At 66.1% G+C, this 11,767-nt stretch carries 11 protein-coding genes; 10 read left to right on the top strand and 1 reads right to left on the bottom strand.

Annotated features, from left to right (window positions below):
- Window positions 1–38: 38 nt before the first annotated feature.
- The gene (locus HD592_RS08700) at window positions 39–323 is read left to right on the top strand and encodes an HU family DNA-binding protein (RefSeq protein ID WP_154476535.1); all 285 of its coding nucleotides are present in this window, start codon (window positions 39–41) and stop codon (window positions 321–323) included.
- A gap of 166 nt (window positions 324–489) precedes the next feature.
- Here HD592_RS08700 and HD592_RS08695 read toward each other — a convergent pair whose 3' ends face one another.
- Window positions 490–1,650 carry an ROK family protein gene (locus HD592_RS08695; protein WP_184453397.1) on the bottom strand — a complete coding sequence of 387 codons (1,161 nt, stop codon included), beginning with the start codon at window positions 1,648–1,650 and terminating at the stop codon, window positions 490–492.
- Between the two features lie 190 nt (window positions 1,651–1,840).
- Between HD592_RS08695 and HD592_RS08690 the strand changes: the two genes are divergently transcribed.
- The 9 genes from HD592_RS08690 (at window position 1,841) to HD592_RS08650 (ending at window position 11,672) form a co-directional block, all read left to right on the top strand.
- On the top strand, window positions 1,841–3,148 hold the full coding sequence (locus tag HD592_RS08690; protein ID WP_184453396.1) for an alpha-L-fucosidase: 1,308 nt from the start codon (window positions 1,841–1,843) through the stop codon (window positions 3,146–3,148).
- Between the two features lie 36 nt (window positions 3,149–3,184).
- The gene (locus HD592_RS08685; RefSeq protein ID WP_221437863.1) at window positions 3,185–4,459 is read left to right on the top strand and encodes an ABC transporter substrate-binding protein; all 1,275 of its coding nucleotides are present in this window, start codon (window positions 3,185–3,187) and stop codon (window positions 4,457–4,459) included.
- 25 nt (window positions 4,460–4,484) lie between these two features.
- Window positions 4,485–5,399: a carbohydrate ABC transporter permease gene (locus tag HD592_RS08680; RefSeq protein ID WP_184453394.1), complete on the top strand. Its 915-nt coding sequence runs from the start codon at window positions 4,485–4,487 to the stop codon at window positions 5,397–5,399.
- The gene (locus HD592_RS08675; protein WP_184453392.1) at window positions 5,389–6,309 is read left to right on the top strand and encodes a carbohydrate ABC transporter permease; all 921 of its coding nucleotides are present in this window, start codon (window positions 5,389–5,391) and stop codon (window positions 6,307–6,309) included. The genes HD592_RS08680 and HD592_RS08675 overlap by 11 nt, the downstream gene beginning before the upstream one ends.
- 63 nt (window positions 6,310–6,372) lie before the next feature.
- Entirely contained in the window at window positions 6,373–7,857 is a 1,485-nt protein-coding gene (locus HD592_RS08670; protein ID WP_184453390.1) for a M81 family metallopeptidase, read from the top strand.
- Window positions 7,854–8,804 (top strand): ROK family protein, encoded by a 951-nt coding sequence (locus HD592_RS08665; protein ID WP_343058780.1) that lies wholly within the window; start codon window positions 7,854–7,856, stop codon window positions 8,802–8,804. The genes HD592_RS08670 and HD592_RS08665 overlap by 4 nt, the downstream gene beginning before the upstream one ends.
- Window positions 8,804–9,493, top strand: coding sequence for a copper homeostasis protein CutC (locus tag HD592_RS08660; RefSeq protein WP_184453388.1), 690 nt, complete (start codon window positions 8,804–8,806; stop codon window positions 9,491–9,493). Before HD592_RS08665 ends, HD592_RS08660 begins: the two co-directional genes overlap by 1 nt.
- 29 nt (window positions 9,494–9,522) lie before the next feature.
- Window positions 9,523–9,864, top strand: a complete 342-nt coding sequence (locus HD592_RS08655; RefSeq protein ID WP_154476551.1) for a DUF3039 domain-containing protein — start codon at window positions 9,523–9,525, stop codon at window positions 9,862–9,864.
- Window positions 9,861–11,672 carry a DEAD/DEAH box helicase family protein gene (locus HD592_RS08650; protein WP_184453386.1) on the top strand — a complete coding sequence of 604 codons (1,812 nt, stop codon included), beginning with the start codon at window positions 9,861–9,863 and terminating at the stop codon, window positions 11,670–11,672. Before HD592_RS08655 ends, HD592_RS08650 begins: the two co-directional genes overlap by 4 nt.
- The last annotated feature ends 95 nt before the right edge of the window (window positions 11,673–11,767 follow it).

Genomic DNA, 11,767 nt, shown 5'->3' with positions numbered 1-11,767 from the left:
GCAGTGGCGGTTTGTACGAAAAGGAATGAGGTTCCTCCATGTCCGTGAATCGCACCGAGCTCGTCTCCAAGATCGCCGAGCGCGCCAACCTGACCAAGGCCCAGGCGGATGCCGCTCTCGGCGCTTTCCAGGACGTGCTCGTGGAGTCGCTCGCCCAGGGCGAGGCCGTCAAGGTCACCGGTCTCTTCTCGGCGGAGCGCGTCGAGCGCGCCGCGCGTACCGGCCGCAACCCCCGCACCGGTGAAGAGATGCAGATCCCCGCGGGCTTCGGCGTGAAGCTCTCGGCCGGCTCGAGCCTGAAGAAGGCCGTCTCCTCCAAGTGAGGCCATGTCTCATCGCTGAATGAGGCTGCGGGGCGGGTGCAACATGCACCTGCCCCGCCTTTTCGTCCGTCGAAGCGCGTCCATCGCATAGATGTGCCTTCGGAGGTGAAGCCCGGGCGGCATTCGAAGAAGGGATCGCCCCCGGTCCCTCCGTCCCGCCGACCGCTCAGCCCATGTCGGTGCTAAGGCCCCCGATGGCGGCGGCTGAGGCGACTGCTCCTTTGAGGGCGGCATCGATTCCCGCCGAAGTGGCCTCGATGACGAGGTTCCTCGTGATGAGCGGGTGACAGTTTGCATAGAGAGCCGCTCTGATGGCCGCCAGGAAGGTCTCGGAGGTGGACAGGCGCCCTCCGATGAACACCGCGTCGGGATTGAGGAGCCCCGCGATGACGCTCAGGGCCTCGCCGAGCCGTGAGCCCGCGGTCCTCAGGAGTTCCAGGGCTGCGCCACCGGCGTTGAAGTCGGCGTTGAGGAGGTCCTCCAGGTCCTGTGGCCGCCCAACTGCTTCGCTCCATTGCCGGGCCAAGGCGAGGCCGGAAAGAACCGTGTCCAGGCATCCTGACTTACCGCAGGCGCAGGGAAGATTCCCGAAAGCGGGCATTCGAACGTGAACGATGTCGCCGGCGGCACCAGTGGCCCCCCGATGGAGGCGAGAATCGATGACGACACCGACGCCGATGGAGCCGCCCGCCTTCACGGTGATCGAGTGCTGGAGTTCCGGGTGCTCGAGGTGCTCCCCGAGCGCCATGATGTCGGCATCGTTCTCGATGGCGACGGGGATTCCGAATCGTGCGGAGAAGAGGTCGGCGATGGGGAAGTGATGCCAGCCGCGCAGTCGTGAACCCGAGTCGACCCATCCCTTCTTATGGTCGATGGGTGCAGGGAGTCCGATGCACGCTGCGGCGGGGCTTCCTGAATCGATGTTGTCGGCGATCATCTCGTCGATGGTGGTGAAGAGGAGATCGAGGACTTTCTGAGGTCCAATCGACGAATCGATTTTGAGGGAGCGGAAGTCGACGATTTCACCATGCGCCTTCGCAAGGCCGAGGCGCGCGTGGTGCGTGCCGAGATCCGCGGCGAGTACCGTGCGCTCGCTGGAGGCGAGGGCGATGCCCCTGGAGGGCCGGCCTGTGCCAGAGGGCAGGGGGCCTATGTCGATGAGTTCCCCCGAGTCGATGAGCTCACGGGTGCGGAGCGAGACTATCGAGGGGGATGCGGGGAGCAGCGCGACGAGGTCGCCCCGTGTCTGTGCACGGCCAGTACGGACGAGGTCGAGGATCCGTCGATGGATCTCGAGGCGAAGTGATGGTGCTGCGTCGGCAGGCATCCGGGCTCCTTTGGCGAATCCGCGCCGAATTTGTGCAACAAGTATTGCAGAAAGTCTGCTGACTTGCATCCATTCTGTTATCGAATCTTGAGAAACAAATGCGGAAATCGTGTTGGTGGATCATGTATGCTTCGACACGTCGAGTAGGACAAAGCAGTCCTATTTATGCAAACTGTCGAAAGAAGTGAGAATGAGCCGTTCTTCCGCCGCCGACCGACGTGCCGATCACCGCTGGTTCGACGAAGCCCGCTTCGGACTCTTCGTCCATTTCGGTCTCTACTCCGTCGCCGCTCGCCACGAATGGGTGATGACTCGTGAACGTCGTACCGTCGAGGACTATGAGCGCTACGCCGAGTTCTTCGAGCCCGACCTTTTCGACGCCTCGAAAATCGCAACCCTCGCGAAATCCGCAGGGATGGGGTACGCCGTTCTCACGACGAAGCACCACGACGGCTTCTGCATGTGGGATTCCCGATTCACCACCTACACGTCGATGCATCATCAGCACAGGGACTTCGTCCGTGAATGGGTCGATGCACTGCGCGCAGCGGGACTCAAAGTGGGGCTCTACCACTCCCTGCTCGACTGGCACCATCCCGATTTCCCCTATGACTTCCACCATCCGCGTCGTGACGACGCGGACGCCCGGGACGCCCACCCGGAGCGGACGATGGCCGAGTACAGGACCTACCTCCACAATCAGGTCCGCGAGCTGCTCACGAACTACGGGACGATCGACTACCTCTTCTTCGACTTCTCTTATCCCTGGGAATCCGACGGATGGACGGGCAAGGGCAAAGAAGATTGGGGTTCTGATGAACTCCTCGCAATGGTGCGCGAGCTTCAGCCCGGGATCATCGTCAACGACCGACTCGATATCCCCGCTGATCTCGTCACGCCCGAGCAGTACCAGCCCTCGGCGCCGATGGAGATCGATGGTGAGCGCGTACGCTGGGAGGCCTGCCAGACCCTCAACGGTTCGTGGGGCTACGACCGGGACAATCTCGATTTCAAATCGACTGATCTCATCGTGAGGATGCTGTCCGACACGGTCTCCAAAGGCGGCAATCTCCTCCTCAACATCGGTCCTGATGGTCGAGGCGCGGTATCTCCCGTCGACGAGCACACACTCGCCGAAGTCGGGAAATGGATGCGCCTCCACCGCAATGCGATCGTCGGTGCGGACGCCGCGGAGGGGTTCACAGCACCCGAAGGCGCTGTGCTCACGAAGCGGGGCGACAGGCTTTACATCCATCTGCTCCACTGGCCCTTCGGGCACCTCCACCTTCCCGATCTCGCGGGCAAGGTCCGTTTCGCACGCCTGCTCAACGACGGCTCCGAACTCAAGATGACCGAGTTCTCGCCGGAGACCGTCGCGCTCACCACCGAACCCGGGGGGCAGCCCGCAGGAACCCTCACCCTCGAGCTGCCCGTCAGGCGCCCCGACGTCCTCGTCCCCGTCATCGAGCTCTATCTGAGCCCCGATGCGCTTCGCTGATCGATCACTCAATCACCATCTCAAAGGAGAGAAACCATGACACAACGAAAGACCGCGTTCCTCGTGGCAGCAGCCATGACCGCCACGATGGGGCTCGCCGCCTGCTCGGGCGGCTCGGCCTCCAACGGAGCCTCGGACGGCTCCGGTGTGAAGGTCACGTGGAACATGTGGGCCGGCTCGACGGATGACGAGAAGTGGGTTGCGGATACCGCGGACATCGTCCGTTCGCAGAACCCCGATATCGAGCTCGATACGCAGACCTCTTCGTGGGGCGACTACTTCACGAAGCTCACGGCGAACGCCTCGTCTGGGAATCTCGCCTGCGTGACCTCGATGAACGGTCAGCGACTCTCCGGCTTCCATCAGACCCTGTCGCCCTTGAGCGATGAGGATCTGAAGAAGGCTGGAATCGACAAGTCCGCTTTCGCCGACGGCGCCCTCGACATCCTCTCCTACGACGGAAAGGTTTACGGCGTTCCTTATGACGTCGCTGCGATGATGGTCTACTACAACCGTGACATGCTCGCCGAGACGGGAACCCCGGAGCCGACGGCGGACTGGACCTTCGACGACTTCGTCGCAACGGCGAAGGGCGCGACCACCGATGCGCATAAGGGATTCGCCGTCGGCATGGGCGAGTTCCAGTGGATGGCGCTTCCGATCGCGAAGTCCGGTGTTCAGCCGGTCGATCCTTCCTCCACTCTCCAGCTCACCGACCCGGCCTTCGTCGAAGCCGCCGAATGGTACGCGGATCTGGTCCTCAAGGAGAAGGTCGCTGATCCCGTCCCTTCCGCGTCCGAGGCCGGATGGGGTGAGGATCAGTACTCCAACGGCAACGTCGCGATGGCCGTTGACGGTACCTGGAACGCCACGGGCTACTTCACCAACGATGCGGGCTTCAAGGCCGGAGCAACTCGTCTGCCCTCGGGCGACAAGGGTTCACTCGGCCTCGTCCTCGGATCCGGATTCGGCATCGCCGCGAACTGCGAGGGTGCTGAGCGTGATGCCGCCCTCAAGGTTCTCGGGTCCCTCGTCTCGAAAGAAGCCCAGGATCTCATCGGCTCCTCCGGCCGATCCTTCCCTGCGCTGAAGGCCTCCCAGCCGGCCTACTTCGAGTCGCTCGACGAATCGATCCGCGATGACATCAAGGCTGCATTCGAAGCCGCCTTCTCGGACACCGTCGGACAGAACTCGACCGCCAAGTGGACCCAGGTGAACGAGTACTTCACCCCGAACCTGGTCTCCGTCTACTCCGGAGCAATGCCGATGAGCGAGATGCTCTCCCAGGCGCAGGCCCAGTTCGGCAACTGAACCTTCCCACGAAGCACACGGACCCATGAAATCTCCATCGACCTCGCGGCGCGGCCGCTCGGTGATGGCGAAGCGGGAGTCCCGCCAGGCCCTGGCCTTCGCAAGCCCGGCCCTGGTGGGACTCGCCGTGTTCACCATCGCACCAGTCCTCCTGTCCATCGTCATGAGCTTCTACGACTGGCCGGCTTTCGGCGAGAGAAGCTTCGTCGGCCTGAAGAACTATCAATGGCTGATGACCCAGAGCCCCGACTTCTGGCCGGCTCTGAGGAACTCGGTGGTCTTCACAGTCCTCTACGTGCCGATCAACATCATCGTCTCGCTCACCATGGCACTCATCCTCGGACCCAGGATCCGGGGGAGGAACGCCTTCAGGGTTCTCTTCTTCATCCCCGTGGTGACACCGATGGTGGCCAACGTTCTCGTGTGGAAGATGCTCCTTCAACCCCAGGGCCTTTTCAACGGGATCGCGCAGGGGTGGTTCGGCGTGAAGCTCCCCTCCTTCCTCGCGGATCCGCACTGGGCGATGATCATGATCGTCATCATGTCGGTTTGGCAGGGCGCCGGCTATAACATGCTCATCTTCTCGGCGGCGCTCGAGGAACTCCCGGACTCGGTGATGGAAGCGGCGAGGATTGATGGGGCGACCGGTGCGATCATGCTCTTCCGTGTCATCATCCCGATGATCTCGCCTTCGATCTTCTTCGCCGCCGTCATGACGGTCATCTCCTCGCTCCAAGTCTTCGTTCAGCCGCAGATGCTGACGGGTGGCGGTCCCGGCAACTCGACGCTCCCTCTCGTCATGTTCATCTACAACACCGGCTTCAAGTTCCAGCAGCTGGGCATGGCGGCAGCCGCGGCATGGATCCTGTTCGCGCTGGTCATCCTCGTGACGGCGTTCCAGTTCCAAGCTCAGAAGAGGTGGGTCCACTATGAGTCGTGATCGTGTCCATCCTTCCTCGCCCTCGAAGAAGCGTTCGGGCGAGCCCGCTGCGAAGCTCTCGAACGTGGGACTGCTGGGCGGCGAACCCTCGAAAGTGAAGGACTTCGTCGCGAATGCGGTCGTCTGGATCGCTGCCCTGTTCTTCGCCTCGCCGCTGATCTACGCCTTCTTCTCCTCCCTCAAGGCCAAGGACGAGATCTACGCAGTGCCGCCGACACTGTTCGGGGCGCGCCTGCGTTGGGAGAATTACATCGAGGTGTTCACCTACGGACCCTTCTTGCGCTACATCGCGAACTCCTTCATCGTCGCCATCCTCGGTACGCTCGTCGTCCTCATCGTGTCTTCCACGGCGGGCTACGCTTTCGCCCGCCTGCGTTGGAGGGGCCGTGAAGGCGCTTTCGTCGCCTTCCTCGCCACGATGATGGTTCCCGCCGAAGTGCTTGTGATCCCCATGTTCATCGTCATGCAGGAACTCAACTGGGTGAACACGTACCAGGCTCTGATCCTCCCCTTCGCTTTCGGAGCCTTCGGCACCTTCCTCATGCGCCAATTCATGCGAGGGATCCCCTTCGAACTCGAGGAAGCGGCACGGGTCGACGGTGCTGGGCCGCTGCGGACCTTCATTCAGATCATCCTCCCTCTGACGAAGTCGGCGATCGCGGTCCTTGCGGTGTTCACCTTCATGAGTTTCTGGAACTCTTACCTGTGGCCGCTCATCGTCACCGTCGACTACTCCGAGCTCGGAACCCTCCCGGTCGGTCTGGCCTCCTTCTCTTCGCAGAAGGGAACGCGGATCGACCTGCAGATCGCAGCCTCCATGATCTCGATGGTGCCGACCACGCTGCTCGTCATCCTCCTTCAGAAGCACCTCATCAAGGGGATCTCCATGTCAGGCATGGGCGGACGCTGATCCGCCGTGTAACGCTTCCCACATCGTCTAAGACCATCAGATCGTCCTCACCGAGGAGACATCATGTCCGTTTTCCACGTCGCGGCACCGGCCCGCGCACCTCGCATCGCCGTCTGCGGCATCCACATCGAGTCCTCGACCTTCACGCCGTACATCTCCACCGAAGCGGACTTCATCGTCACGCGCGGGGACGAGCTCATGGCGCGCTTCCACTGGCGCGACGAGCCGTGGGCGAGGGCGGTCGAATGGATCCCGATCCTCCACGCCCGCGCCCTTCCCGGCGGAGTCGTCGAACGCCGCGCCTACGAGGCCTGGAAGGCCGAGATCCTCGAGGGACTGGGCGCTTGCGGCCCCCTCGACGGCCTCTTCTTCGACATCCACGGCGCGATGAGCGTCGAGGGCATGGACGATGCCGAGGGTGACCTCATCTCGGCGATCCGCGGGGTCATCGGGAGCGGGCCGATGGTCTCGGCCTCGATGGACCTCCACGGGAACGTCTCCCACGCCCTCTTCGAGGGCTGCGACCTCCTCACGTGCTACCGGATGGCCCCGCACGAGGACGCCCTCGAATCCCGCGAGCGGGCCGCCCGCAACCTCGTCGACCGGCTCGTCGCGGGCGCGCCGAAGCCCGTGAAGGCGCTCGTCCACGTCCCGATCCTCCTCCCGGGTGAGAAGACCTCGACGAGGATCGAACCGGCGAAGTCCCTCTACGGCCGGATCCCGGCGATCGAGGCGAAGGAGGGGATCCTCGACGCGGCGATCTGGATCGGCTTCGCATGGGCCGATCAGCCCCGCTGCAAGGGCGCGGTCGTCGTCACCGGCGATGACGCCGCCCTCGTCGAGGCCGAGGCCCGCGAGCTCGGACGGGCCTTCTGGGACGCTCACGACGACTTCGAATTCGTCGCCCCGGTCGCCACGATGGAGGAATGCCTGGAGCACGGCGAGACGGCCGAGACGCCCTACTTCATCTCGGACTCGGGCGACAACCCGGGCGCGGGCGGCGCCGATGACGTCACCGTCGCCCTCAAGGCGCTCCTGGAGTGGGGGCCGGTCAAGTCCGCGTCGAAGGACGTCATCCACGCGTCGATCGTGGATCCGGCCGCGGCGGCCCGGTGCTGGGACGCGGGAGTCGGCGCAGAACTCGATCTCGAGGTCGGGGGCAAGATCGACGCCCGCGATCCCGGACCGGTCGCCCTTCGCGGCACGGTGCGCGCCCTCGTCGACGATCCGAGGGGCGGCCGCACTGCGGCGATCCGATGCGCCGGACTCACCCTCATCCTCACGACGAACCGGAACCAGTACACGGAGTTCGAGCAGTTCGAACGACTCGGAATCGATATCACGAGGGCGGATGTCGTCGTCGTGAAGATCGGCTACCTCGAGCCGGATCTCTATGAGACGCAGAAGTCGTGGTTGATGGCCCTGACTCCCGGAGGCGTGGACCAGGACCTCATCCGCCTCGGCCACAGCCGCATCGATCGGCCGATGTTCCCCTTCGACTCGGACATGGATCCGGGTGAGCTGCCCCTCACGGTGATCGTCCCGTGAACGGCGAGACCGGCCGCTCGGACGCCCTCTTCGCAGGGATCGACATCGGCGGCACCTCGATCAAATGGATGATCGTCGACTCGAAGGGGCGGATGCTCTTCGAGGGCTCCGCCCCGACGGATCCCGACTCCGTGGCGAGGCAGAGCGCGGAACTGGCGGGCGACCTCGTTTCCGCGCATCCGGCGATCGCGGGCCTGGGCGCCTGCTGCCCCGGGATCGTCGATGAGGACCGGGGGATCGTCGTCTACGCCTCGAACCTCGACCTGCGTGAAGCCGACCTCCGCTTAGAGCTGGAGGAGGCGGCCGGACGGCCGACCCGACTCCTCCATGACGGCCGCTCGGCGGGCTTGGCCGAGGGGCTGCTCGGCGCGGGGCGCGGTGCGTCCTCGTTCGTCATGATCCCCATCGGAACCGGGATCTCCGCGGCGCTGTGCTTCGGCGGGGATCTGTGGGCCGGTGCGAGCTTCTCCTCCGGGGAGATCGGGCACTCGCCGGTCTTCCCCGAGGGCGAAGCCTGCGCGTGCGGGCAGAGGGGGTGCCTCGAGGTCTACGCCTCGGCGAAGGGGCTGGTGAGGCGTTACCGCGCGGCGGGCGGCGAGGCCGCCGGAGCGCGTGGCGTCGAGGCGCGCCTCGGTGAGGACCCGCGCGCCGACGAGGTCTGGGCCGAGGCCGTCGACGCCCTGGCGATCTCCTTGACGCAGATGACCTTCGCCCTCGACCCCGAAAGATTCGTGATCGGCGGCGGACTGTCCCGGGCCGGCGATGTCCTCCTCGGCCCGCTCCGCCGGGAACTCGCCTCCCGTCTGCGATGGCGCAAGGCGCCGGAAGTCGTGCGGGCGGGGCTCGGCTCGGCGGCGGGCAGATGGGGCGCGCTCATCGCCGCCGCCCGGGCCGTCGGGTCCGAGTGCTACCGGGAGTGGAGCGTCCTCGAGAGGGCGGTCTCGTGATGACCCGGGTGGAGCTGTGCGTTCAAGATCTCGAGGGCGCGCGCATCGCCCGCGAGGTCGGCGCGGATCGGGTCGAGCTGTGCGTCGACATCTCCGTCGGAGGCCTGACGCCCCCCTTCGACCTCGTCGAAGCGGCGGCCCGCCTGGGCTTCCCGGGAGGGATCGCGGTCCTCGTGCGGCCGCGGGCCGGGGACTTCGTCCACGACGCCCGGGAGATCGACGCCATCGAGGGAACGATGAGGGACTACTCGGAGCGCTTGGGCCAGGCATCCCGCCTCGCCTTCGTCGTCGGAGTCCTCGATGAGAGGGGACTCATCCACCGGGAGGCGATCCGCTCCTTCCGCGAGGCCGCAGGGGACCACGACCTCGTATTCCATCGGGCCTTCGACCGACTCGAGGACCGCTACGAGGGGCTCGAGATCCTGCGCGGACTCGGGGTCGATCGCATCTTGACGACCGGCGGGCATGAGTCCGAGGCGGATCCGACTGAATTGCGGCGCCTCATCGAGGCCGCAGGGGACGGGATCACGATCCTGGCTTCCGGCGGTCTGCGCTCGGGGAACGTCGCGCGGATCGTCTCCCTCAGCGGGGCCCGCGAAGTCCATATGCGCGCGCCGGCCGGAGCGGATCGGACCGATCCTCGGGAGGCCGCGGCGATCATGTCGGCTCTCACACCCCCCGACTGGTGATGCCCGCCCCCGGCCCTACAATGGAGGGCATGCGCGATGCCCTCGATGAACCGACCGGACCCGGAGCCCCCGAGGGGCCGGGTGGACCGTCGACCCGCACCTCGACGGGACTGCTGGAGCGGACCGAGGTCGAGCAGGAGAAGTCGCCGGGCGACGGCGACCGCTTCGCTCATTTCGTGCGCAAGGACAAGGCGGATTCCTCGATGATCACGGGGCAGCCCGTCGTGGCCCTGTGCGGGAAGGTCTGGATCCCCACTCGGGATGCCTCGAAGTACCCCGTGTGCCCGACGTGCAAGGAGCTGCGGGATTCGATGGGGAAGAACGGCCGCAATTGGCCCTTCTCCGACGGTTCGGGAGGCTCCGGCAAGTGAGTGCGGCGCAGGATCGGTCTCATTTCCCCGCCCGCGCCTCAGCATCCGCCGCCAGAACCCTTTCGCCCTCGTTCCCCGATCGCGCGCGCAAGGGGACTGCGGGGAGTCTGCGCGCGTGGCAGGCTGAAGCGCTCCGCCTCTATCTTGAACGGGCGCCCAGGGATTTCCTCGCGGTCGCAACTCCGGGCGCCGGGAAGACGACTTTCGCGCTGAGGATCGCCGTCGAGCTCATGGGCGCGGGCGTCGTCGACAAGGTCACCGTCGTGTGCCCGACGGAGCATTTAAAGACGCAGTGGGCCGACGCCGCGGCGCGCGTCGGCATCCACATCGACCCGGCCTTCTCGAACGCGCAGGGGCGGGCCGGCTCGCATTTCGACGGCGTCGCGGTGACTTATGCGCAGGTCGCGGCCAATCCTTCCGTGCATTCGGCGCGGACGAGGGCCAATCCGACCCTCGTGATCCTCGACGAGATCCATCACGCGGGCGACGCCCTGTCATGGGGCGACGGCGTGCGCGAAGCCTTCGATTCAGCGACCAGGCGCCTCGCCCTCACGGGCACGCCCTTCCGCTCGGACACCTCGCCGATCCCCTTCGTCCGCTACGAGGCGGACGCGGACGGGATCCGCCGCTCGAAGGCGGACTACACCTACGGCTACGGCGACGCCCTGCGCGACAAGGTCGTCCGTCCGGTCCTCTTCATGTCCTATTCGGGCACGATGTCGTGGCGGACGAGCGCGGGCGACGAGATGTCGGCCCGCTTGGGCGAGGCCCTGACGAAGGACATGATGAAGCAGGCGTGGCGGACGGCCCTCGACCCCAAGGGGGAGTGGATTCCCGCGGTCCTGCGCGCCGCCGACCTCCGCCTCGAGGAGGTGCGCCGCCAGATCCCCGACGCGGGAGGCCTCGTGATCGCCTCGGATCAGACGAAGGCCCGGGCCTACGCGCGTCATCTGCGCGAGATCACCGGTCGGGCCCCAGTCGTCGTCCTCTCCGACGACGCCGACGCCTCGGATCGCATCGACGCCTTCCGCGAGGGCGACGAGCGGTGGATGGTCGCGGTCCGCATGGTGTCTGAGGGCGTGGACGTCCCGCGCCTCTCGGTGGGCGTCTACGCGACGAACACCTCGACCTCGCTCTTCTTCGCCCAGGCCGTCGGCCGTTTCGTGCGGGCCCGCAGGCGCGGCGAGACCGCGACCGTCTTCATCCCCTCCGTCGTCCAGCTCCTCGATCTGGCCGGCGAGATGGAGGTCGAACGCGACCACGCCCTCGACCGCCCCAAGCCCGAGGGCGAGGACGCGATGTGGAACCCGGAGGACGCCCTCATGCAGGCGGCGAACCGGGAGGAGAAGGCCTCATCGGATCTGCTCGGCCAGTTCGAGGTCCTCGGCGCCGATGCCGAGTTCGATTCGGTCCTCTTCGACGGCGCGGCCTGGGGGCAGGGCGCCGAGGTGGGCTCGGAGGAGGAGCAGGAGTACCTGGGGATCCCGGGCCTTCTCGACGCCGACCAGGTGACGACGCTCCTCCGTGCGCGCCAGGCCGAGCAGATGGCCGCGCAGTCGAAGCAGAAGTCGGCGTCGCGGATGCGCGAGCAGAACGCGGGCCTGGCCGATCACCGCGTGCGCGCGGCCAAGCGCAAGGAGCTGTCCCACCTCGTGTCCTCGTGGTCGCGCAGGTCGGGCGAATCGCACGCGATGATCCACTCGAAGCTGCGGACCCGATGCGGCGGCCCTGAGATCGCCCAGGCGACCACCGAGCAGATCGAGGCGCGCATCGCGCTCCTGCGCGAGTGGTTCGTCGGACGCTCCTGACCCGCCTCCTCCCGTCGGGGGAGCGGGACGGAGCGGGGGACAGCGGGACGCGGGAACGGGCCCCTTCGGGTCCGCCCTTCGTCGTCGGGCGCCTC

The sequence above is a fragment of the Schaalia hyovaginalis genome, assembly GCF_014208035.1.
Taxonomy (GTDB): domain Bacteria; phylum Actinomycetota; class Actinomycetes; order Actinomycetales; family Actinomycetaceae; genus Pauljensenia; species Pauljensenia hyovaginalis.
Note: the sequence above shows the minus strand (reverse complement) of the source record. Positions and strands in the feature narration are given on the sequence as shown.

Coding starts and splice junctions, on each gene's coding strand:
- HD592_RS08700 (WP_154476535.1), top strand. CDS start 39: ATGTCCGTGAATCGCACCGAGCTCGTCTCCAAGATCGCCGAGCGCGCC.
- HD592_RS08660 (WP_184453388.1), top strand. CDS start 8,804: ATGACCCGGGTGGAGCTGTGCGTTCAAGATCTCGAGGGCGCGCGCATC.
- HD592_RS08685 (WP_221437863.1), top strand. CDS start 3,185: ATGACACAACGAAAGACCGCGTTCCTCGTGGCAGCAGCCATGACCGCC.
- HD592_RS08655 (WP_154476551.1), top strand. CDS start 9,523: ATGCGCGATGCCCTCGATGAACCGACCGGACCCGGAGCCCCCGAGGGG.
- HD592_RS08670 (WP_184453390.1), top strand. CDS start 6,373: ATGTCCGTTTTCCACGTCGCGGCACCGGCCCGCGCACCTCGCATCGCC.
- HD592_RS08695 (WP_184453397.1), bottom strand. CDS start 1,650: ATGCCTGCCGACGCAGCACCATCACTTCGCCTCGAGATCCATCGACGG.
- HD592_RS08690 (WP_184453396.1), top strand. CDS start 1,841: ATGAGCCGTTCTTCCGCCGCCGACCGACGTGCCGATCACCGCTGGTTC.
- HD592_RS08675 (WP_184453392.1), top strand. CDS start 5,389: ATGAGTCGTGATCGTGTCCATCCTTCCTCGCCCTCGAAGAAGCGTTCG.
- HD592_RS08680 (WP_184453394.1), top strand. CDS start 4,485: ATGAAATCTCCATCGACCTCGCGGCGCGGCCGCTCGGTGATGGCGAAG.